This is a genomic window from Aurantibrevibacter litoralis, from assembly GCF_034651555.1.
Taxonomy (GTDB): Bacteria; Bacteroidota; Bacteroidia; order Flavobacteriales; family Flavobacteriaceae; genus Aurantibrevibacter; species Aurantibrevibacter litoralis.
In genome coordinates this window covers 1-21136 of the sequence record NZ_JAYEEQ010000020.1, presented here as the reverse complement: position 1 = coordinate 21136, position 21136 = coordinate 1, and the positions used below count along the sequence as shown (strand labels likewise).

The following is a 21136-nucleotide window of genomic DNA, read 5'->3' as shown; positions in this document are numbered from 1 at the left end:
TGAAATACATTGGCTTGTCCGCAAATACAGTATTTGATACAATTTTATTGTCATTTTGACAAAAAAGTTTCCATAAGTTACAGTCCACTTTGAACTAAAATAATAATTAAAAAGGAGAATCATAAAGGATCTTCCTTATATTCTAATATATCAGCAGGTTGACAGTTTAATGCTACACAAATGGCCTCCAAGGTAGAAAAGCGAATCGCTTTTGCCTTACCTGATTTAAGTATAGAAAGATTTGCCTCTGTAATTCCGATTATTTCAGCAAGCTCCTTACTCTTAATTTTTTTTTCTGATAAAATAAACTCTAAGTTTACGACGATACCCATGACTAAATTGTTAGGTCGTTTTCCATTTGTATTTTATATCCATTTTTGAAAATTTGTGTCAAAAAAAGAGCAATTACTCCAAAAATCAAATGCAAAATAAGATTGTGAATGTCTTTATAATCTGTTTTTTCCATTATAGGAAAATGAATAAGAAGATAGACTATTGGAGCTACGACTAGATTTAAAATTGTAAAAAAATGAAGATTGGTAATCGACTTTTTATTAAATATTATCCTGGCTCCTAATGCTTTGAAAATGTTTGAGAGGATATAAAAAAAAATTGCTCCAAAAAATAAGACGATTAAAACTGTCAAAATTACATTAAATTGATAATCACCATGTATGGAAGAATTTGTGAATGGAATACGTATATAATACCTGCCACTTTCAATTTGAAACTTACCCATCAAAATGGAAAAGATGACATAAATTACAGTTGATAGGGTTAGTAGGGATAAAGTCCTAAAGAGATAAAAAAGTATGGTTGATAAAGACTTTGAACCAAATGTTTTGAAGTAAAGAAAATTAGTGTTCATAACTTAAATAATTATTGTTTAACAATAACAAATATAATTAAATTATCAAAAAACAATAATAAAAATTTTATTTAGCTTCCAAACCAATCAATTTCCAATCTTGTCCTCCCGAAGTATACTTTTTCAAATCTTTAAATCCCACGGCATAATGCGCTTGTAAGGAACGTTCATTTTGGGCATCTACTTCAGTAATAATATGGCGATACTCCAACTTTACTGCATTGGCCATGGTTTCATATAATTTTCTAAAAATTCCCATTTTGCGATATGCTTTTTCGATACAGATTTGCCCCATCACCAAATACATTTCATTTTTTGGAAGTACCGTTTCAATTTCTCGGAACATAGGTTGTAAAATTTCTATCTCCTCCGCAAATTGAACATGCATACAAAGGGCATACCCAACCACCTTGTCTTGATCCTTGGCGATGATGTGCGCACATACCTTGTTCATCTGCTCCAGCAAAGCTAAGGTATGCGCCACTGTAACAAAGCCTTCCTTTTCTTTTTCGGCCAAGGGTATTCCGGTTAAAAGGTTTTTTTGTTGCAACGCCAGAATTTGCTTTAATTCATCCTCGTTGGTTACTCGAGTAATCATCATCATTTACATTGGGGTTATAGCATCATACTTTTTGCGAACGACCTCACTATTTCTGAATTTTCACAGTATTGCTTTGGTGTTTTATCAAAATTTCACATAGAATTATAATTCCGAATATACTACATAAATCGCGAAGTGCTACATTTGTTCTATGTCAGATTTTCCAATAAAACTAGCTGAAAAGCTTACCAAACGTGAGCGGGAAAATGCCTTAAGGCTACTTCCACAAAGAAATAATTTAATCGATTTTTCTTCCAATGACTATCTCGGTTTTGCAAAAAATCAAACCATTTATGCCCACACGTTTCAACTCCTTTTAAATCAAGGCGATTTTCAGAATGGAGCTACCGGGTCGCGTTTATTAACCGGCAACCATTCTCTATACAAGGTATTAGAAGATATTCTTGCGCGCACGTATCAAACAGAAAGCGCCCTCGTTTTTAACTCCGGGTACGATGCGAACCTAGGTTTTTTTACAGTCGTGCCCCAGCGGGGTGATCTCGTTTTTTTCGACGAATATATACACGCTAGTATTCGCGATGGGATTGACGCCGGTATGGCCAAGGGCTATAAGTTTGCCCATAATGATTTGGAAGATCTTACACAGGTCATTTCCAGAGTGCTGCAGCAGCAGTCGGCACCACCGGAGACGGAAATATATATTGTTACGGAATCTGTTTTTTCTATGGATGGAGACACACCCAACGTAAGGGCGCTGGCTCAGTTTTGTACCTCAAATAACTATAGACTTGTGGTAGATGAAGCACACGCCATTGGTGTTTTTGGACCAAAGGGAACAGGGCTTTTACAGGATTTAGAACTGCATACTCAGGTATTTGCGCGCATAATTACGTTTGGAAAAGCTATGGGTTGCCATGGAGCGGCCATTGTAGGAAGTACCATGCTTAAAACCTATTTAGTGAATTTTGCGCGAAGCCTTATTTATACCACTGCACTTACGCCACACACCATTGCGTCCGTAATTTCGGCTTATGAATATGCTATAGAACAAGGAGAAGACGACCGCGCGCAACTTTATAAAAATATTTCAATATTCAAAGCGCGGATGTTAAAATTGGGATTACAGGATTCCTTTATCCCGAGCGATTCGGCCATACATTGCTGTATTATTTCAGGCAATGAAAAGGCAAAAAAAGTTGCCTCACAATTACAAGAAAATGGATTTAATATAAAACCAATTTTAGCACCAACAGTTCCGTTAGGTCAAGAACGATTAAGATTCTGTTTGCACAGTTATAATTCTAAAGAAGAAATAGAATTGGCACTGGAATTACTAGGTACATTAAATAAAAAATTTCTTGAAACTGACTATCCCCGAGGCAAGCCATAGGGGTATACTTCTACTGCGCTCAGCACGGGTTTCGCCAGTTTCATTTTGGCCTTTGAGCCAAAATCCGAAATTTTGTATTTTACCTCACCCGGAACTGCAAAAAGGCAGTTCCGACCTCTCCAAAGGAGAGGTAAATAGGAAACCCCTACCCAAGGGTCGGGGAATCTTTAGATTGAAAACCAATGAAGGAAAAATTTTTTGTGCTCGGCGCCTTCGAGTATGTAGCAGATGTTGAAATTTTAAAAGGAAAGCTAACGTCTGAAGGGATTGCTGTTTTTCTAAAGGATGAAAACATCGTGAACGCAGATCCCTTGATTAGCAACGCCATTGGCGGGGTAAAAGTAATGGTCTATGAGGAAGATGCCGAACAAGCATTACGCATTTATAATACCCTAAGAAATTATGCCGTAGATGCTCATGGCCATCCGATTATCTGCCCCAACTGCAAAGCAGCTAGGTCAGAATCATATTATGCCCGCCGGGGAGTTTTTTATAAACTGTTTCCGTTTTTCGAAAAAAGAAAATATAAATGCCTAAATTGTAACATGATTACAAACCCACTACATGTATAGCATAATACCTTATTGGGAACATTAATGAACTTGAATAGCGAACATATGCAACATATATTTGTAACAGGAATTTCTACGAATGTTGGAAAAACTATGGTTTGCGCCATACTCGCAGAGGCACTGGAAGCCGATTATTGGAAACCCGTGCAGGCAGGCGACTTAGAATACACAGATAGTGATCGGGTAACTAGTCTCATATCCAATTCTAAAACAGTAATTCATCCCAGCAAGTACCAGTTAAAAAATGCGCTAAGTCCCCATGCAGCTGCAGCATTGGAAAATATTACAATAGACATTAACCGTATAGAAGAGCCCGCTACGGAAAATCACCTTATAATTGAAGGTGCAGGAGGTATTTTAGTGCCCCTTACCGATTCGGATACGATTTTGGATCTTATAATGCCCAATTATAAAGTAGTCGTAGTTTCGCAACATTATTTGGGAAGCATCAATCATACACTGCTTACGGTATTATGGCTTCAGCAAAGGGGATATGAAGTCGCTATCATCTTTAATGGATCGGAAAATAAAGACACCGAACGTGTTATTTTAAAAAAGACCGGGGCTACTTTTCTAGGACGTTTGGAACACGAACCCGATTTTAATAAAAGCACTGTTAAAAAGTACGCAACACTTTGGCAAAAAGACCTTCTACTTCTTTAAACGTTTGTATATAAGGGCATTATCTATAGTCTGTATGGTGTCGTATTCTGTAGCAAGATAGTTTGCCATATATGTATTTTCCGCTGTATAATGTTTTTCAAACAGCCGTCTATTTTTTCGGGTAACGATAAGTTCGGGCTTAAGTTCTCGCAGTACAAATTGTATCTCTTCTAAGGACGATGTTCTTGGGTTCTGGTAAAAAGGAAATAATTCGTCTCTGCAAAGATTGCTCGGGTGCGTAGAAGATAGTGTAGGCGGTTTTCTACCCATTACCCAGTAGCCGATATGAAAATCGAGAAATAGTATATTATTTGCGCTTAGGTTATTTTTTGCAATATACTCCGGAACCTCAAACCCCTCGCCGTTGTAATAGGAGCCTTCTTCTTCTTTATTTTCTGTAATAGTGTAGTATTCATTGTAAGCCTCCACGGGCAACAATACTAAAAGCAGTACATAGGGTTTATAGTTCCATGTAGCCGGAAAAGGAATGCTACTCACAGATAGCGCAAAAAAGATGATTAAGATAGGGTATAGTTGAATGAGGTAATGACCATTGATATGACCTGCCTTAACAAAGGAAAAAAGAATTCCCAAAAAAGCGATCATTAAAATCTGTTGGTGTATATTTTTAAGGTTGATGTATTTTTTCTTCCAAACCCAAAGAAAAAAAAGAGCAATAAATAAAAAAAAGGGGGTCATTTTTAGGGTAGACGCCCATGTCGTATCTGCGTATTCCAATGACGCACGTACTACAGAATGCCACCATACCAAAGAGATGCCTTTATCGTAATAGGGCAAAAAAGTACAAAAAATGACAAGAAGGATGCCAAACGCATACGCTGTGGCAAGCCCTAGCCCTTTAGAAATATAATTTTTTGTAAAAGCTACATAGAGTATAAATAGACCCACTAAAAGTACGGCATACGCTAAGTTTAGTTTGGTCATGACCGCAAGTCCCATGAGTACCCCTGCCGTAAAAACCCAAAAAACAGAATTCTTCTTTAAAATAAGATATAGGGCAGGCATAAAAAAAGCCATACTGATATGTTCGGACATTACACCTTGTACGCTCCCAAACATACTTTGTAAAAGGGCACAACCGAGAGCAGCCCAAAAAGCAACTTTCTTGGTGCTGATGGTAGCGGCTATTTTAAAAGTGAAAAGGGCACTAATAACGACTAAAAGACAGCCAAAAAAACGAATGGCGATAAAACTTTTTCCAAAAATTGAAATGATGATCGCAAAAAAGAGAAATACAATAGGTGGTTTTAAATCCCATAATTGGGTATACGGTAAATACCCATCTACCCACGATTGACCCATGAGGATAAAAGTACTTTCATCCCTATCGATGTAGTCTCTGAAAAAAAAAGGAAAACGAATAAAAAGAGTAACCCAGAAAAGAATCCAAAAAACCCGCCATAGGCTAAGATTAGCGTAATTTGGCGTAAGGTAATGAGCAATTTTTGTCAGCATTAGTCCTTAAAGGATAATTTATTGATCTTTGCAAGGTAAATTAAAAAACAATATAAAAGGTTTCTATAACTTTAAAACGATGAAGGTTGAAAAATATTTCCAAAAGAGATAAACAGCATCTTTGGCATCCCCTTACACAACACAAACTTTATCCGGATATGTTGGCCATTACCACGGCAAAAGGATGTGTTTTGACCGATGAGGCGGGTAAAGAATATATAGATGGTATTGCCTCTTGGTACACGTGCATGTACGGTCATTGTAATGAAAAAATAGTTGAAAAAGTACAAGAGCAACTGCAGATTTTAGATCAGGTGGTATTTAGCGGTTTTACACACCAACCCGCCGTAGCATTATCGGAAGCACTCATAAAAATGCTACCGCACAATCAAAATAAATTATTTTTTTCGGATAATGGTTCTACGGCGGTGGATATCGCCTTAAAAATGGCATTACAGTACCATGATAACCGAGGTGATAAACGATCGGTTTTTCTGGCATTCGAAAATGGTTTTCATGGGGATACATTCGGTGCCATGTCCGTTTCGGGCCTCTCTGTATATAACGGGTCTTTTACAGATTTTAGTTTGGCGGTAGAACGCATTCCTATACCAACCTCAGCGAACTTGGACGCCACCTTAAATTTTTTAACACAAAGACTTCAAAAAAACGATATAGCGGCTTTTATATACGAACCCTTGGTGCAGGGTGCGGCGGCCATGCAAATGTACAATGCAGAACACCTTGCCCCGATACTTGAACTTGTATCTTCCCATAAGGTTTTGACCATTGCAGATGAAGTTATGACCGGATTTGGCAAAACTGGGCAATTTTTCGCCTCGGACTATATCCCTATCAAACCCGATATGATGTGCCTTTCTAAAGCATTAACGGCAGGGATGGTTCCTATGGCTATTACAACTTGTACACAAGATGTTTTCGATGCATTTTACAGCGACGATTTAGCAAAAGGTCTATTTCATGGGCACACCTATACGGCAAATCCTATTGCTTGTGCCGCTGCATTGGCAGGTATTGCATTACTTAAATCGAACAAAATTCAAAAAAAAATACAGCGTATCCAAAAATGGCATCAGAAGTTCGATGTCGAAATTAGAACACATCCCAAAGTAGCACATACAAGACAAACAGGCATCATATATGCCTTGGACTTGGCCGTGGCCATGGAACGCTACGGAGATTTACGGAACAAACTGTTTCACCATTTTATGAATCACGGTGTTTTTTTGCGTCCTTTGGGTAACACCATCTATATTTTGGCTCCGTATACGATTTCTAAAAAACAAATGAAAAAAATATATTCCGCCATACAATCTGCTCTGGATTTGGTGTAATTTTTAAAGCTACCCTATACGTTCTATGTTGTCACCCATTTCTATAACAGCGTTCTCTTCCATCTCCCCCATAGGCATTTCTACCGATGAAATTTGGCGTGGTTATCAGCATGATGACCATTTTTTTCAGCGGGATTTTTTTCAAGAAAATGAAGCATGGATAGCACCTTTATCGGCGCATGCAAGAGCCGAAATAGGGCAACTAAAAACATCAGATGCCAAATATAAAAATCTAGATCCAAGTGTCCTTTATGCTTTATATGTAGCCAGAAAGGCCATTGCGGATGCGGGTTGGATAGGCAACCGTAATTTTGGCATTAACATCGGTTCTTCTAGAGGTGCAACAACGCTTTTTGAAAAGTACCATGAGGAATTTATCCGAGATAAGAAAACATCAACACTTGCATCACCAACCACAACCTTAGGGAATATCTCCTCTTGGGTTGCGCATGATTTGGGCACTTTGGGACCGGAAATTTCACATTCTATTACCTGCTCCACCGGGCTGCATGCAGTTCTAAACGGTATAGCGTGGATTGGTAGCGGTATGGCCGATACGTTTTTGGTAGGTGGTAGTGAAGCGCCACTAACGGTTTTTACGATTGCCCAAATGAAGGCACTAAAGATATATGCCGATGGCAGTGACCACTATCCCTGTCGCGCTATGGATTTTGACAAAAAAAGAAATTCTATGGCACTCGGAGAAGGCGCATCGGTCTGTACTTTGGAGAAGGGTATTACACATAATGCATTAGCAGTTATTGAGGGTATTGGGTATGCTACGGAACCATTGGAACACAATATTTCTATTTCAACCGATGCCGTGTGTTTTCAACGTTCCATGCAAATGGCGTTAGCGCATACTTCGGCAGATGAAGTCGATGCTGTGGTTATGCATGCCCCGGGCACTCTAAAAGGCGACATTGCAGAACGGTTCGCTATAGAAAGGGTATTTCAAAAACAGCTCCCGGCACTAACCAATAACAAATGGAAAATTGGGCATACTTTTGGTGCTTCCGGGATGTTTAGCTTACAAATGGCCGTATTGATGTTACAACACCAAAAATTTATTAAAGTGCCGTATATAAACTATAAGAAAGCGCCCTTGAAATTGCGAAAAATTATGGTTAATGCAGTGGGTTTCGGTGGAAATGCAGTAAGTATATTGGTGTCTAAAAGATAAAAGGATCCAGTAACAGAGGTCATAGAACAAATGGAACAGTTCTTTTTTTGGGATTTGATTTTTAAATAGGTTATTTTTGATTTGTAATACAACAGCTTTATGAGCAACCTGAGACATAATTGGACTAAAGCCGAAATACTTGATATTTACAACAAGCCTTTAATGGATTTACTCTATGAAGCGGCCTCCGTACATCGTACTCATCATGAACCTAATACGGTGCAGGTGTCCACCTTAATTTCTATTAAAACAGGGGGCTGTCCAGAAGATTGCGGATATTGCCCGCAAGCAGCACGGTACCATACAAATATAGAAGGCAACGATTTAATGTCTGTTTCTCAGGTAAAGGCGCAAGCATTACGAGCAAAATCCTCGGGAAGTTCTAGAGTTTGTATGGGTGCGGCATGGCGGAATGTTAAAGATGGCCCCGAGTTTGACCAAGTGCTGGAAATGGTCCGAACCATCAACAAATTAGATATGGAAGTCTGCTGCACACTAGGTATGATCACAGAAAATCAGGCACTGCGTTTGGCGGAGGCCGGACTTTATGCGTATAATCATAACTTAGATACTTCAGAAGATTACTATAAAGATGTTATTTCTACCCGTGCCTTTCAGGATCGCCTAGATACCATTGCCAATGTGCGTAAGAGCAATGTAACGGTTTGCAGTGGCGGGATTATAGGAATGGGAGAAGATTTGGAAGACCGTGCCGGAATGCTGGTTGCCCTAGCGACCCTAAACCCACAACCCGAGTCGGTTCCCATTAACGCTTTGGTAGCGGTAAAAGGAACCCCCATGGAAGCCATGGAACCCATCGCTATTTGGGACATGATTCGTATGGTGGCAACAACTCGTATCGTAATGCCGCAAACACAGGTACGCCTATCGGCTGGAAGAAACGAAATGACTAGAGAAGGCCAAGCACTGTGCTTTTTTGCCGGAGCGAATTCCATTTTTGCCGGAGATAAATTACTGACAACGCCTAATCCGGATGTTAATGAGGATATGGCCATGTTTAAGCTTTTGGGACTAGTACCGCAAAAACCCTTCGTAAAAATGGCGCAACCTGAAACGGTAGAAGCCAAAGACACTGCCCATAATGCATTAGGCGAAAAACCAAAATGGAGTCGTCCAAGCCATAGCATAGAACGCAATGAAATGGCCAATGATAAGTCTAGAAGATAAATAACGGTAGGGAGTCTTGCGCGCTACGCGAAAAGACCCTTTTTTGGCGGGAGCGCTATATTTAAATGCATGTATACTAGATTTTTTATGGAATTTAGGCATATTCATAAAAAACAGATAACAACCTGATACATATTGAAGCTACAGGAGATTCCGAGGGTAAAAACCCTAAGCAAAGAGGCCTTTATAAAGGACTATTTGAAACCTCAAAAACCAGTGGTCATTGAAAGGTTTATAGAGGATTGGCCTGCTTTTACCAAATGGAATTTGGACTATATGCAACACGTAGCCGGAGACAAAATAGTGCCTCTTTACGACGACAGGCCAGTAAGTCATAAAGACGGCTTCAACGAGCCGCACGCTCAAATGAAAATGACAGAATACATCGATCTGTTAAAAAAGGAACCTACCCGCTACCGTATTTTTCTTTGGAATATATTGAAACAAGTACCCGAACTGCAAAAGGATTTTTGTTATCCGGATTTTGGTCTGCGGCTTATGAAAGGGCTACCCATGCTTTTTTTTGGCGGATCAGATTCCTATACTTTTATGCATTACGACCTGGATTTAGCTAATATCTTTCACTTTCATTTTCAAGGTAAAAAGGAAATTATTCTCTTTCCACAATCTCAGAATCCGTATCTATACAAAGTGCCTCATTCCCTAATTACACATGAAAGCATCGATTTTTCGAATCCCGATTATACCACATGGCCTGCCCTAAAAAAAGCTGAAGGGTTTAAAACCTGTTTAAAACACGGTGAAGTATTATATATGCCCGAGGGCTATTGGCACTATATGAAATACCTTACCCCCGGATTTTCTATGAGTTTACGCGCAGTAGCTCGTAATCCAAAAAACTTTGCACGAGCACTGTATAATTTTTTCTTTATGCGGCACATGGATAATCTGATGCGTAAGCTACAAGGGCAAAAATGGATCGATTGGAAAAACGAAGAAGCTATTCGTAGAACGAGAAAACGAAATGGTTATTAGGGGATTAATTCGCGAATTTTGTCATAAATTAAGTGGCTTTCCCACCCCCTATACATTAAATAATCTATTAATTTTTTTCTTTTTTTTTGGGGGTCGCTTTCAGACAGCGAAGCTAATTTCTTTCGAGCGAGTGCGTCCAATGTGGCTATATAAGCACCATCATCGATCTCTCTAAGGGCAATTTGTATATTGAATTTTGATATCTCTCGTAGTTCTAATTCACGGGTAATCTTTAATTTCCCCCACTTTTTTATATTAAATTTTCCACGAGCATAACTTCGAGCAAAACGCTCTTCACTAAGAAAGTTATGTTGTATAAGATGTGTCATAATTTGGTCTATAGCTTCAGGAATCATCCGCATTTCCTTTAATTTTGTAGCCACCTCTTTATGGCAACGATCCTGATAGGCGCAATACCCTTCTAATTTTTTTATAGCCTCAGTGAGCGTATACGATGTATAAGGTTTGGTCACGATGTACTTCATTACTATCGAATGTACGTAATTTTTTAATTCTTTAAGAGCCATTTGCTTCGCTATGGCAAACCCAAATGACAATGCAAAATTACGTTAAATTTAATGGGGCATTTTACTCCTAATAGGACACGTTTTGAGTTAGGACAAGTCTACAATATTTGGTATCTTGGAGGGCTATAACCTAACTTTTATAAACATTTAAAAATGAACATTAGATCATCTTTATTTTTAAGCTTCACCATTCTTTATGGCCTGCTACTTTCTCTCCCTGTTATGGCGCAAGATACAAACCCCTTAGAAGGCCGATGGGATTTGGTGATTGCGCAAGAGGGCAAAGAATTGCCTTCTTGGTTGGAAATTCGTCATTCCGGAAATCATACCTTAGTGGGGCGTTTTGTGTATGCGTTTGGAAGCGCCAGACCTATTGCAGAAGTAAAAGTAAAAGACGGAAAATTTAGCTTTGCTATTCCGCCACAATGGGAGCCTGGTGAGCGTTACATGGAATTTGAAGGGCAACTACAAGGAGAAACACTAACAGGCACTATGGTGTATACAGACAGAAAAACATATTCGTGGACTGGGGTACGGGCACCACAATTGGCCTATACCAATACACCTGTTTGGGGGGCTACCCAAGCCCTTTTTAATGGTAAAAATTTAAACGGTTGGCACGCCATGGGAGCGGAAAATCAATGGATCGTAGAAGAAGGAATTTTAAAAAGTCCGAAATCCGGAGCTAATTTAGTTTCGGATGCCACCTTTACCGATTTTAAATTGAATGTAGAATTTCGTATTCCGGAGGGCAGTAATAGCGGCATCTATCTTCGTGGGCGGTATGAGGTGCAAATCATGGACAGTAAAGGGCAAGAGCCTTCGGACGTATTGTTCGGTGGGGTCTACGGCTTTCTAACGCCAAATGAACAAGTAGCAAAAAGTCCCAGGGAATGGCAAACTTTTGATATTACCCTCATTGGAAGAAGACTTACCCTTGTAGCCAACGGCAAAACGATCATCAATGACCAAATAATTCCCGGTATAACCGGAGGCGCTTTGGACAGTAAAGAAGAAACGCCAGGCCCTTTTATGATTCAAGGAGATCATGGCCCGGTGGAGTTTCGGAAAATAGAGGTTACGCCAATGGCTAAACTATAATTGCAGATAGCTTCAATAAAAAAAGCGGCTCCGATAATCGAAGCCGCTTTTTTTATTAATATATTTTTTTTCCGTCCTTGTCTTTAAAACGAAATTCGAGATAGGTGTAGGCATCTCGGGGTTGTATTTTTATCCACTTCTTGTGTTCTAAAAACCATTTAGAACGTATAGATGGAAACCCTTTTGTGAGGTATGCCGCAATAAATGGATGTGTATTAAGTACAATGCCATTATGGGCAGCCGGACCTTTTAACAGCCTTTCGAGATCTACGTTAATCCTATCAATTAAACCAATTGGTGCTTCCACTTCCTGCCCGGGGGCATCGGGATTCTCTTCACTGGTTTTAATATTCATTTCGGGACGTACCCGCTGTCTTGTTATTTGTATAAGTCCGAACTTACTAGGCGGTAATATTTTGTGTTTTGCCCGGTCTTCTTTCATCTCGTCCCGAAGGTGATCAAAAAGTTTTCTTCGATGCTCCCCTTTGGTCATATCAATAAAATCGACCACAATAATCCCCCCCATATCACGCAATCGCAATTGTCTTGCGATTTCGGAAGCCGCCAAAAGATTTACTTCTAAAGCTGTATCTTCTTGATTCTTGGCCTTATTAGAACGATTACCGCTGTTTACGTCGATAACGTGGAGCGCTTCGGTATGTTCTATAATTAAGTAGGCGCCTTTACTCATTGTGGCGGTTCGCCCAAAGGATGTTTTTATTTGCCGTTCAATACCAAATTTTTCAAATATAGGTACGGGCGAAGAATACAACTTAACAATAGCCTCTTTTTCGGGAGCAATTTCTTGCACATAATCTTTTACTTGGGCATAAAGCGTTTCATCATCAACATAAACGCCTGTAAAGCTATCGTTGAACACGTCTCTTAAAATGGAAGAAGCACGGTTGAGTTCTACCAAAACTTTTGACGGATGTGGTGCTTTTTGCAATTTTTTACACATTACGGACCATTTGGTCAGTAAATTTTGTAGATCTTTGTCTAGTTCCGCTACTTTTTTGCCTTCTGCAACTGTTCGGATGATGACACCAAATCCTTTTGGCTTTATACTCTTTACAAGTCTTTTAAGCCTGTCTTTTTCTTCGTTGCTCTCAATTTTCTGTGAAACCGAGACGCGATCAGAAAAAGGGACCATAACCAAATAGCGTCCGGCAATGGATAGCTCAGAGCTTATTCTTGGGCCTTTGGTTGAAATGGGTTCCTTAACAATTTGTACTAATAAAGATTGATTGGCTTTGATAACATCGTTAATGCTACCATCCTTATCAATATCTGGTTCGGACGGAAAGTCGCTTAAGGAATACTCTTTGAGCCTTCCGGTGCTAACTTGTTTAATGAATTTTAACATGGTAGATAATTGAGGCCCTAAGTCATGATAGTGCAAAAAAGCATCTTTTTCATAACCTACGTTTACAAAAGCCGCATTTAGACCGGTAACCGGTTTGCGCACTTTAGCGATAAAAATATCGCCTACCGCAAAGTTGTTGCTCTCTTCTTCTTTATGTAATTCTATTAGTTTTCCATCCTTTAGTAAAGCAAAATCTATGGTATCGGAATTAGATCTTATGATTAATTCTCTATTCACCTGATTTTATTTTTTGTCCGCTCCGCTATTTAGGAACGAATGGATTAAACATTGGTACTATACAGGTAGTAAATACCTGCAAAATTCAATTTGGAAATTCCTATGTCAATGAACATTTAAAACGAAAAAGTAGTTAAAATAACTACTTTTTCTTGTGGCGGTTTGCTCTCCGGCGCTTTTTACGCTTATGGGTCGCTACCTTATGTCTTTTTCTTTTTTTACCACTCGGCATAAACTAAGTTTTAAATATTAATACTTTATTTCACGTGTACATTGCTCTTAACTCCCTCAACGAACACCTTTGCTGGTTTAAAAGCTGGAATATTGTGTGCCGGTATTTTAAGCGTGGTATTTTTGGATATGTTTCTACCTGTTTTTTCCGCTCTTGTTTTAATAATAAAACTTCCAAAACCGCGCAAATATACATTGTCTCCACTTTCCAAAGAAGATTTTACTTCCTCCATAAAAGATTCAACTGTGGCTTGCACGTCTCCTTTCTCAATTCCCAGTTTTTCTGAGATTCTAGTAACAATTTCCGCTTTTGTCATTTTGAATTATAGATTTTGTGTATGTTTTTTAGGGTTGCAAATATATAAATTTAATTCATTCTTTTAGCCTAATGGACTTAATTTTAAGTATATAAACCGTTACTTTTGCTTTTAGCTTTAAAGTTGATGACTTTTTCAGAAAAAATCCTTCATTGGTACGCCCTAAATAAGCGTGCGCTGCCATGGCGAAGCAGCCAGAATCCGTATCATATTTGGCTTTCCGAGATCATTCTTCAACAAACAAGGGTGGCGCAGGGAATTCCGTACTACCAAAAGTTTGTAACACGGTTCCCCACGGTAGTCCATTTGGCCGAAGCACAGGAAGAAGAGGTATTAAAATTATGGCAAGGCTTGGGGTATTATTCTCGCGCACGTAACCTACATGCCGCGGCTAAAACAGTGGTAACGCAGTACAATGGCTCGTTTCCCGAAACATATCAAGAACTTATAAGACTTAAAGGTATTGGCGATTATACTGCAAGCGCTATTGCTTCTATTTGTTTTGCAGCACCCGAACCGGTGGTAGATGGTAACGTATACAGGGTGCTAGCGCGCTATTTTGGCATCGCTACACCTATTAATAGCTCGGAGGGCATTTCTTATTTTAAGACCTTGGCCCGAAAGGTCATGGACACCAAAAATGTAAGAGACTACAATCAGGGAATTATGGAATTTGGCGCCTTACAATGCCAACCCAAGAATCCTAATTGTGCCGTTTGTCCATTAGCCAATGAGTGCAATGCATTAGAAAAAAAGACCATAGGACACCTTCCGGTAAAATTAAACAGGAACAACATTAGAAAGCGTTTTTTTAACTATATTGTGCCTTTGGCTTACGATAAAGAAGGAAAACCTCGTACCAAACTAAAGCAGCGAAAGGGCAAAGGTATTTGGGAAAATTTATACGAATTTCCGTTATTGGAAACCGAGAACAGCGTAAATGAGAAGTTTATCTGGAAAGAAATAGATACGGTAGTCTCGCACGCTACAGTTCAGGATATTTATGTTTATAATACAACACCCATACTACACAAATTATCGCACCAACATTTAGTTGTGCACTTTTGGATTGTATCGCTAAAGGAAGATTTTCCGGAAAGTCTTTTGTTTTCGGAAATAGAACGATATCCGGTTCCGGTTTTAATTGCAGAATTTATAAATACATTTAAAATTTAGTACTTTTGATCTAAGACTACACATATGACAGGTACATTAAATAAAGTGATGCTCATTGGGCATTTAGGCGATGATGTAAAAACACATTATTTTGAAGGAGGAAATTGCATAGGGCGTTTTCCGCTCGCCACCAATGAAACGTACACCAATAAGCAAACAGGAGAAAAAGTGACCAATACAGATTGGCACAACATTGTTTTGCGCAATAAGGCCGCGGAAATTTGTGAAAAATACTTGAGCAAAGGTGATAAAATTTATGTAGAAGGAAAGTTGAAAAACAGGCAGTGGCAGGCCGAGGACGGCACCACGAAATATACTACTGAGGTACATGTGAATGAGTTTACCTTTCTTTCTACCAAAGGCGACGACCTTGGACGGAACGCCGATACAGCTCGCAAAGAACAGCACAACCCCTCACAGAGCCACCCCAATGCTGAGCACCAAAGGAACGCTCCGGGCGAAGGTTCTGATAATGAAGCTAATTTGCCCTACTAACTTTTAATAGTATCATTCTTGGATCTAGACCCTTTTAGTGCATTATTTAGTGTTTCCTTTTTGGATAGTGATTTTGTACTGAAAATGGTAATTCTTGTTGTGCTTTTGTGTTGTTCTGCCCTTATTTCCGGTGCCGAAGTAGCTTTTTTTGGACTTTCTTCCACTGATGTAAATGAAATTTCGGAAGAAAAAACTTCAAAAGGTGCTATAGTGGTTAAACTGCTGGAACGGCCTAAAAAGCTGTTGGCCACCATACTCATTGCAAATAATGCCGTAAACATCGGTATTGTTCTTCTTTTTAGTGCGCTAGGGAACACCTTGTTTGCCAAACTTAATATGGTGCTGTTTGGGTTGGTGTCTGTTCGGTTTTTACTGGAAGTAGTGGTTGCCACTTTTTTAATTCTAATGTTTGGTGAAATATTACCCAAAGTTTATGCCAATAGAAATAGAATTAATTTCTCCCTGTTTATGGCGTATCCTCTAAAAGTCCTCGATATACTTTTTTCACCTCTTAGCCTTCCCATGCGGCAAGGCACCCTCTATTTATATGCCAAGTTGGGCAAACAAAAAACGAATATCAGCGTAGATCACTTGTCGCATGCCTTAGAACTTACCTCAGACAGAGACACGACCAAAGAGGAGCAAAAAATATTACAGGGCATTGTGTCTTTTGGCAACACAGACACCAAACAGGTAATGCGCCCTAGAATTGATATTTTTGCCATTAATGCGCAAATGAAGTTTTTAGAAGTCTTGGAGGATATACAAAAACAAGGGTATTCTAGAATTCCCGTATTTTCAGATCACATAGATAAGGTCATTGGCATTCTTTACGTAAAAGATTTACTGCCCTATATAGATCGAAAGACATTTAACTGGATTACACTTATACGGGAGCCCTATTTTGTGCCGGAAAATAAAAAATTAGATGATTTGCTCATGGAATTTCAAGAAAAGAAAAACCATTTGGCTGTTGTCGTAGATGAGTATGGCGGCACTTCCGGTATCGTTACTTTGGAAGATATTATTGAGGAAATTGTAGGCGATATTAGTGATGAGTTTGATGATGAGGATCTCATTTTCTCTAAATTAGATGATTTTAATTATGTGTTTGATGGAAAAACAACCCTTCGCGATTTTTATAAGGTAACTAAGATTGAAAATGAGGAACTTTTTGAAGATCATAAAGGAGAGTCCGAAACCATTGCTGGATTTGTATTAGAAATATCGGGAAATTTTCCTAAGAAGGGGGTTAAAATACCCTTCAATGGCTATACTTTTGTAGTTGAAAGTCACGATAATAAACGGTTAAAACAAATAAAGATAAGCCTGCCCAATGAAAAATAAATACACAACCTTATTCGTGGTATTATTCCTTTTTTTGCAGGGTTGCAAGGAAAATATACTTCCTAAACCAAAGGCAATGTTGCGTCTGGAATACCCTGAGGCCGAAACCAATTCCTTACAAACAGCGTATTTTAGTTTCAATTACAACACCCTTGCTAAAGTAAATAAAAAGGGAAATACGTCTTTAACCTTAGATTATCCCAGCTTAAAGGGATCTATTTTTATAAATTATAAAGTTGTCGATGGAAACCTAAATGGGCTGCTTTCCGATGCTCAAAAATTTTCCTACGAACACGTTATTAAGGCCGATAATATTGTAGAACAACCTTTTATAAATCCGGAGCAGAAGGTATACGGTATGTATTACGAAGTTAAGGGCGATGCTGCATCTCAATCGCAATTTTATGTTACAGACAGTACATCGCACTTTGTTACCGGATCACTTTACTTTTATGCCAAACCCAATTACGATTCCATATTGCCCGTAGCAGCCTACCTGCAAAACGACATACGTAGCATTATGGAAACCCTACAGTGGACTAAATAGCCCTATTCTTTACCCAAAATCTTTTTGGCGTTTTCGATGCTAGTATCAAATTGCTGTTGAACCTTTCTTATATGCTCTTCTTCTTCGGCCAACCATTGCTGCTTTTGTTCGGTAAGCGGTGCCCCATTCATAATTTCATCGGAGGTAAAACGATTGCCAAAATTTTGCATCCAATCCATCATCGATTTATGTGCGGTTTGCAAGTCTTTTTTGGCTTCATCATATTTCAATCCAGCTTCAGTACTGTCCGCTACGGTATTGAGCTCGGCTACTAGTTTCCCCAGCGTAGTCATTTTTGGCATCACCTCATCGTGTATCATCATAACCTGTTTCATCTTAGATGGAGGCAAATCTTCCTTTTTTGCGTCCTTACAAGAACCCAAGGCAACTACTAAAGTTAAAAGTAATAAATAGACGGATTTTCTCATTTTTCTCATTTTTAATTCGTAATAGAGGCACTTTTCATTCTAGTGTCAAAGATATCACATAAAGCGCATTTTTGCCCTAATAGAATGCGTAATTGAATCAAGAATTCTGAGTTGAAACATCGTGCGCATAAATAAATAATTGTATGTCTTATGGATTGTGATCTAAAATCAGTAATTTAGGCATGAAGCCAATACCAAAGATGGTGCGAATTCGGTCTTGCAGTCATCTTGGTTTGTGGTTCTTAACGGATATAAATAAGATACACACAAAACCGTAAGATTCTTAAAATTTTAGAGACTAACCAAAAAATTTTAACTTTATGAAACAATTTGCCCTTTATGCGTTACCTATCCGATTCGGAATAGCCACTAGTGGTTCGTTGATTGCTTATTTTTTAATTTTGTCACTCTTTAATTTACACACTAATATCTTCTTTAGCCTTTTTAATGGGGTCATTACTGGATTTGGAATTTACGAATCCATAAAATATTTTAAGTTAAAGGATACGGTGTCTTTTAATTATGGAAAAGGGTTTACAGCCGGTGTGGTAACCGGGGTTTTATCTACTATAATTTTTACTTTTTTCTTTGCGTTCTACGCCACAGAAATTAATACAGAATTTCTAGACGCATTGTCTAAAGCTTGGTTTCAGGATCATAATATATCCGAAGGCATTTTATTTTTTACAGTTGCTATTATGGGCTTTGCCACTACCCTAGTGCTTTCCTTGTCATTTATGCAATTGTTTAAAGGCTCAAGAAACCCTAAAAAGAAAAATCAGTAATTTAAAAAATAGCCTTGCACATTACGGATTTAGGCGTATATTTGCACCCGCTCAAGAAAACTGGGCTAGTTCTTATAAATCATAATTAATACACAAGCTATGTACGCAATTGTAGAGATAGCAGGGCAGCAATTTAAAGTTGCAAAAGACCAAAAAGTGTATGTTCACCGTTTGAAAGACGAAGAAGGTAGTACCGTTACTTTTGATAACGTACTATTGTTAGAAGACGGAAGCAACATTACGCTAGGCGCCCCAGCTATAGACGGAGCCACTGTTCAGGCAAAAGTCGTAAAACATCTTAAAGGAGATAAGGTAATTGTCTTCAAAAAGAAAAGAAGAAAAGGATATAAAAAGAAAAATGGCCACCGTCAGTATTTAACCGAATTGGTGATTGCAAATATTAGTGCCTCAGGCGGCAAAAAGACAGGTAAGGCCAAGGTCGTAGAACCTGCAGAAAAAGCAACTCCAAAGGCCGTAGAACCTGTTGCAAAAGTCAAGGTAGAGGTTTCTGAAGATTTAAGCAGCAAAACCGTTGCCGAATTGAAGGAATTGGCCAAAGCCAAAGGAATTGAAGGGATATCTGCGTTGAAAAAGGCGGAATTGATTGAAGCGCTTAGTAAATAGTAACGTTTTTAAATAAAATATCATGGCACATAAGAAAGGTGTAGGTAGTTCCAAGAACGGAAGAGAATCAGAATCGAAACGTTTAGGCGTTAAGATTTTCGGAGGTCAGGCAGCTACAGCCGGTAATATCATCGTAAGACAACGAGGCACAAAGCACAATGCAGGCAACAATGTGTACGTAGCCAAAGACCATACACTTCATGCTAGAGTAGATGGTATTGTTAGGTTTCAGAAGAAAGCAGACGGAAAATCTTTTGTTTCCGTTGATCCTTTCGAGGCATAGATTGAATACGTTAAAAAGGAATCCTCGGGATCATAGAAATTATGGTTTCGAGGGTTTTTTATTTCATTAACAGAACTTGGCTTAACTTAAATTTAATATAAATACAATAGTGTTTGGAACTGTACAACTGGTGGAAAATTGTATTTTGATCCTATGTTTTTGTGTATACATGTGCGTCGCTATTCGTGGCTAATTCTACTGCTTTTAAACGCATCATTATTTTCCCAAAATTCTCATGAAGTCGAGAATTTCCAAACGGAAGACTCTCTTTTTTACCAACATAAAAGAAATCTGGAGGAAGCAAAAAAAAATGGCGGGCATCTTCTAATAGCTCATGAATACCTTAAAATGGGATCCTTTTACTTCGAGTCTGGTATATATAACCTTGCCATTCAACAATACGCTGATGGACTAGCCTTTTGCAATAGGGATAAAGACACAATATTCTCCATATTAAGCAATAAAATCGGTGAAGTTTATTTGAGTCGAAATAATTTCGAAATAGCCAAAAGATATCTAGTTTCTGCTATCGAAGCGTCTGAAAAACTTAGATATGAGGCCGGTTTAGCGAAAGGGACAGCCCTTTTGGGATTTTGTCTGGAAAAAACGGGGGAGTATAAAGACGCATTAGTGCTTCAAAAACAAAGTCTGGCAATTTTTACCAAAATAAACGATCCAAATGGAAGGGCTCTTGCTTATGAGAATATAGGAAGTATTTATGAAGATTTGGAAAATTATCCAAAGGCACTTGAATATTTTGAGAAAGCACACAATATTGTGAAAGGTAAAAGAAATACAGAAGAAGCAGTGGTGCTAAACAATATTGGGGATGTATTCAGAAAAATGGGGAACTACAAAATTGCACTTTATTACACCAATAATGCCCTGAATGTGGCACAGGAGCTTAGGGATCTGCATCAATTAAAAAGTGCATACAAGGATTTATCTAAAACTTATGTGCTGTTAAATGACTTTGAAAAAGCCTATTCATTTTTGGAACAGCATATTCTTTACAATGAAATTTGGTTAACACAACAGAATTCCCAACAGATTAATGTACTCAATGCCATTTACGATACCGATAAAAAGGGCGCTCAAATTGCCCTATTACAAGAACAGAATAATACAGCTAGTGTAGCCTTCCCCAAAAATAGGACAGTTTATAATTCGAATTTATTAACTTTAAATTCAAACTGTCACAATGAAAATCAGCAAGTTTAGTGAGAGCCAGATCGTGAAGGCTCTAAAGGAAATCGAACAGGGGCGTAGTGTTCCTGAAGTATCAAGGGAATTGGGAATCGACAAGAGCACCATCTATTATTGGCGCAAGAAGTATGGGGGTATGGAACAGCAACAGTTAAAACGTTTAAAGGAACTTGAAGTAGAAAACGTTAGGCTCAAGCAAATGTATGCTGATGT

25 protein-coding genes are annotated in these 21136 nt (G+C 38.6%); 17 read left to right on the top strand and 8 right to left on the bottom strand.

The features are described from left to right. Positions 1-119 precede the first annotated feature (119 nt). From U1E44_RS14105 to U1E44_RS14100, 3 genes are all read right to left on the bottom strand, one after another. Positions 120-332, bottom strand: a complete 213-nt coding sequence (locus U1E44_RS14105; RefSeq protein ID WP_322931748.1) for a helix-turn-helix domain-containing protein — start codon at positions 330-332, stop codon at positions 120-122. 2 nt (positions 333-334) lie between these two features. Continuing rightward, positions 335-739, bottom strand: coding sequence for a DUF2975 domain-containing protein (locus U1E44_RS16860; RefSeq protein ID WP_416242064.1), 405 nt, complete (start codon positions 737-739; stop codon positions 335-337). Between the two features lie 196 nt (positions 740-935). Then, a complete protein-coding gene (locus U1E44_RS14100; RefSeq protein ID WP_322931747.1) occupies positions 936-1472 on the bottom strand; it encodes a GNAT family N-acetyltransferase in 537 nt (178 codons plus the stop codon). 148 nt (positions 1473-1620) lie between these two features. Between U1E44_RS14100 and U1E44_RS14095 the strand changes: the two genes are divergently transcribed. The 3 genes from U1E44_RS14095 (at position 1621) to bioD (ending at position 4055) form a co-directional block, all read left to right on the top strand. Continuing rightward, positions 1621-2820, top strand: coding sequence for an aminotransferase class I/II-fold pyridoxal phosphate-dependent enzyme (locus U1E44_RS14095; RefSeq protein WP_322931746.1), 1200 nt, complete (start codon positions 1621-1623; stop codon positions 2818-2820). Positions 2821-3002: 182 nt separating this feature from the next. After that, entirely contained in the window at positions 3003-3392 is a 390-nt protein-coding gene (locus U1E44_RS14090; RefSeq protein ID WP_322931745.1) for a putative signal transducing protein, read from the top strand. 45 nt (positions 3393-3437) lie between these two features. Further along, entirely contained in the window at positions 3438-4055 is a 618-nt protein-coding gene (gene bioD, locus U1E44_RS14085) for a dethiobiotin synthase (protein ID WP_322931744.1), read from the top strand. Here bioD and U1E44_RS14080 read toward each other — a convergent pair. Beyond that, positions 4044-5531 (bottom strand): ArnT family glycosyltransferase, encoded by a 1488-nt coding sequence (locus tag U1E44_RS14080; RefSeq protein WP_322931743.1) that lies wholly within the window; start codon positions 5529-5531, stop codon positions 4044-4046. The two genes, bioD and U1E44_RS14080, sit on opposite strands and share 12 nt — an antisense overlap. Positions 5532-5617: 86 nt before the next feature. Between U1E44_RS14080 and bioA the strand changes: the two genes are divergently transcribed. From bioA to U1E44_RS14060, 4 genes are all read left to right on the top strand, one after another. Then, a complete protein-coding gene (gene bioA, locus U1E44_RS14075; protein ID WP_322931742.1) occupies positions 5618-6886 on the top strand; it encodes an adenosylmethionine--8-amino-7-oxononanoate transaminase in 1269 nt (422 codons plus the stop codon). Positions 6887-6911: 25 nt separating this feature from the next. After that, positions 6912-8069, top strand: a complete 1158-nt coding sequence (locus tag U1E44_RS14070; RefSeq protein WP_322931741.1) for a beta-ketoacyl synthase N-terminal-like domain-containing protein — start codon at positions 6912-6914, stop codon at positions 8067-8069. 99 nt (positions 8070-8168) lie between these two features. Further along, positions 8169-9257 carry a biotin synthase BioB gene (gene bioB / locus U1E44_RS14065; protein ID WP_322931740.1) on the top strand — a complete coding sequence of 363 codons (1089 nt, stop codon included), beginning with the start codon at positions 8169-8171 and terminating at the stop codon, positions 9255-9257. A gap of 135 nt (positions 9258-9392) precedes the next feature. Further along, entirely contained in the window at positions 9393-10253 is an 861-nt protein-coding gene (locus U1E44_RS14060; RefSeq protein WP_322931739.1) for a cupin-like domain-containing protein, read from the top strand. Here the strand turns inward: U1E44_RS14060 and U1E44_RS14055 are convergent. Continuing rightward, positions 10250-10738, bottom strand: a complete 489-nt coding sequence (locus tag U1E44_RS14055; RefSeq protein ID WP_322931738.1) for a regulatory protein RecX — start codon at positions 10736-10738, stop codon at positions 10250-10252. The two genes, U1E44_RS14060 and U1E44_RS14055, sit on opposite strands and share 4 nt — an antisense overlap. 195 nt (positions 10739-10933) lie before the next feature. Between U1E44_RS14055 and U1E44_RS14050 the strand changes: the two genes are divergently transcribed. Beyond that, the gene (locus U1E44_RS14050) at positions 10934-11881 is read left to right on the top strand and encodes a 3-keto-disaccharide hydrolase (RefSeq protein WP_322931737.1); all 948 of its coding nucleotides are present in this window, start codon (positions 10934-10936) and stop codon (positions 11879-11881) included. A gap of 55 nt (positions 11882-11936) precedes the next feature. Here U1E44_RS14050 and U1E44_RS14045 read toward each other — a convergent pair whose 3' ends face one another. Both U1E44_RS14045 and U1E44_RS14040 read right to left on the bottom strand, forming a co-directional pair. Next, positions 11937-13484 (bottom strand): ribonuclease E/G, encoded by a 1548-nt coding sequence (locus U1E44_RS14045; protein WP_322931736.1) that lies wholly within the window; start codon positions 13482-13484, stop codon positions 11937-11939. A gap of 257 nt (positions 13485-13741) precedes the next feature. Then, positions 13742-14032 carry an HU family DNA-binding protein gene (locus U1E44_RS14040; protein ID WP_322931735.1) on the bottom strand — a complete coding sequence of 97 codons (291 nt, stop codon included), beginning with the start codon at positions 14030-14032 and terminating at the stop codon, positions 13742-13744. A gap of 126 nt (positions 14033-14158) precedes the next feature. On the opposite strand from U1E44_RS14040, the gene mutY reads away from it, so the two are divergent. Genes mutY through gldD form a run of 4 tightly spaced genes read left to right on the top strand, consistent with a single transcriptional unit; the run spans position 14159 to position 17597 of the window. After that, positions 14159-15208: an A/G-specific adenine glycosylase gene (mutY, locus tag U1E44_RS14035; RefSeq protein WP_416242063.1), complete on the top strand. Its 1050-nt coding sequence runs from the start codon at positions 14159-14161 to the stop codon at positions 15206-15208. Between the two features lie 24 nt (positions 15209-15232). After that, complete coding sequence (locus tag U1E44_RS14030; RefSeq protein WP_322931733.1) at positions 15233-15703, top strand: single-stranded DNA-binding protein; 471 nt, start codon at positions 15233-15235, stop codon at positions 15701-15703. A gap of 18 nt (positions 15704-15721) precedes the next feature. Continuing rightward, positions 15722-17050 (top strand): gliding motility-associated protein GldE, encoded by a 1329-nt coding sequence (locus U1E44_RS14025; protein WP_322931732.1) that lies wholly within the window; start codon positions 15722-15724, stop codon positions 17048-17050. Beyond that, on the top strand, positions 17040-17597 hold the full coding sequence (gene gldD, locus U1E44_RS14020; RefSeq protein ID WP_322931731.1) for a gliding motility lipoprotein GldD: 558 nt from the start codon (positions 17040-17042) through the stop codon (positions 17595-17597). The genes U1E44_RS14025 and gldD overlap by 11 nt, the downstream gene beginning before the upstream one ends. A 2-nt stretch (positions 17598-17599) precedes the next feature. On the opposite strand, the gene U1E44_RS14015 is transcribed toward gldD, so the two are convergent. Next, a complete protein-coding gene (locus tag U1E44_RS14015; protein ID WP_322931730.1) occupies positions 17600-18025 on the bottom strand; it encodes a hypothetical protein in 426 nt (141 codons plus the stop codon). A gap of 320 nt (positions 18026-18345) precedes the next feature. Here U1E44_RS14015 and U1E44_RS14010 point away from each other — a divergent pair, with 320 nt between their 5' ends. The 5 genes from U1E44_RS14010 to U1E44_RS13990 all read left to right on the top strand — a co-directional run. After that, entirely contained in the window at positions 18346-18810 is a 465-nt protein-coding gene (locus U1E44_RS14010; RefSeq protein ID WP_322931729.1) for a hypothetical protein, read from the top strand. A gap of 99 nt (positions 18811-18909) precedes the next feature. Continuing rightward, on the top strand, positions 18910-19434 hold the full coding sequence (gene rplU, locus U1E44_RS14005; protein WP_322931728.1) for a 50S ribosomal protein L21: 525 nt from the start codon (positions 18910-18912) through the stop codon (positions 19432-19434). 22 nt (positions 19435-19456) lie between these two features. Next, the gene (gene rpmA / locus U1E44_RS14000) at positions 19457-19717 is read left to right on the top strand and encodes a 50S ribosomal protein L27 (RefSeq protein ID WP_322931727.1); all 261 of its coding nucleotides are present in this window, start codon (positions 19457-19459) and stop codon (positions 19715-19717) included. A gap of 153 nt (positions 19718-19870) precedes the next feature. After that, a complete protein-coding gene (locus U1E44_RS13995) occupies positions 19871-20938 on the top strand; it encodes a tetratricopeptide repeat protein (RefSeq protein ID WP_322931726.1) in 1068 nt (355 codons plus the stop codon). After that, positions 20919-21136 (top strand): transposase (locus tag U1E44_RS13990; RefSeq protein ID WP_322931725.1); only part of this gene is annotated, 218 nt, incomplete at its 3' end. The genes U1E44_RS13995 and U1E44_RS13990, both read left to right, overlap by 20 nt.

Coding starts and splice junctions, on each gene's coding strand:
- U1E44_RS14010 (WP_322931729.1), top strand. CDS start 18,346: ATGAAACAATTTGCCCTTTATGCGTTACCTATCCGATTCGGAATAGCC.
- rplU (WP_322931728.1), top strand. CDS start 18,910: ATGTACGCAATTGTAGAGATAGCAGGGCAGCAATTTAAAGTTGCAAAA.
- U1E44_RS14100 (WP_322931747.1), bottom strand. CDS start 1,472: ATGATGATGATTACTCGAGTAACCAACGAGGATGAATTAAAGCAAATT.
- U1E44_RS14095 (WP_322931746.1), top strand. CDS start 1,621: ATGTCAGATTTTCCAATAAAACTAGCTGAAAAGCTTACCAAACGTGAG.
- U1E44_RS14015 (WP_322931730.1), bottom strand. CDS start 18,025: ATGAGAAAATCCGTCTATTTATTACTTTTAACTTTAGTAGTTGCCTTG.
- U1E44_RS16860 (WP_416242064.1), bottom strand. CDS start 739: ATGGGTAAGTTTCAAATTGAAAGTGGCAGGTATTATATACGTATTCCA.
- rpmA (WP_322931727.1), top strand. CDS start 19,457: ATGGCACATAAGAAAGGTGTAGGTAGTTCCAAGAACGGAAGAGAATCA.
- U1E44_RS14080 (WP_322931743.1), bottom strand. CDS start 5,531: ATGCTGACAAAAATTGCTCATTACCTTACGCCAAATTACGCTAATCTT.
- U1E44_RS14050 (WP_322931737.1), top strand. CDS start 10,934: ATGAACATTAGATCATCTTTATTTTTAAGCTTCACCATTCTTTATGGC.
- bioD (WP_322931744.1), top strand. CDS start 3,438: ATGCAACATATATTTGTAACAGGAATTTCTACGAATGTTGGAAAAACT.
- U1E44_RS14040 (WP_322931735.1), bottom strand. CDS start 14,032: ATGACAAAAGCGGAAATTGTTACTAGAATCTCAGAAAAACTGGGAATT.
- U1E44_RS14030 (WP_322931733.1), top strand. CDS start 15,233: ATGACAGGTACATTAAATAAAGTGATGCTCATTGGGCATTTAGGCGAT.
- U1E44_RS14070 (WP_322931741.1), top strand. CDS start 6,912: ATGTTGTCACCCATTTCTATAACAGCGTTCTCTTCCATCTCCCCCATA.
- bioB (WP_322931740.1), top strand. CDS start 8,169: ATGAGCAACCTGAGACATAATTGGACTAAAGCCGAAATACTTGATATT.
- U1E44_RS13995 (WP_322931726.1), top strand. CDS start 19,871: ATGTTTTTGTGTATACATGTGCGTCGCTATTCGTGGCTAATTCTACTG.
- gldD (WP_322931731.1), top strand. CDS start 17,040: ATGAAAAATAAATACACAACCTTATTCGTGGTATTATTCCTTTTTTTG.
- U1E44_RS14055 (WP_322931738.1), bottom strand. CDS start 10,738: ATGAAGTACATCGTGACCAAACCTTATACATCGTATACGCTCACTGAG.
- U1E44_RS14105 (WP_322931748.1), bottom strand. CDS start 332: ATGGGTATCGTCGTAAACTTAGAGTTTATTTTATCAGAAAAAAAAATT.
- U1E44_RS14090 (WP_322931745.1), top strand. CDS start 3,003: ATGAAGGAAAAATTTTTTGTGCTCGGCGCCTTCGAGTATGTAGCAGAT.
- mutY (WP_416242063.1), top strand. CDS start 14,159: ATGACTTTTTCAGAAAAAATCCTTCATTGGTACGCCCTAAATAAGCGT.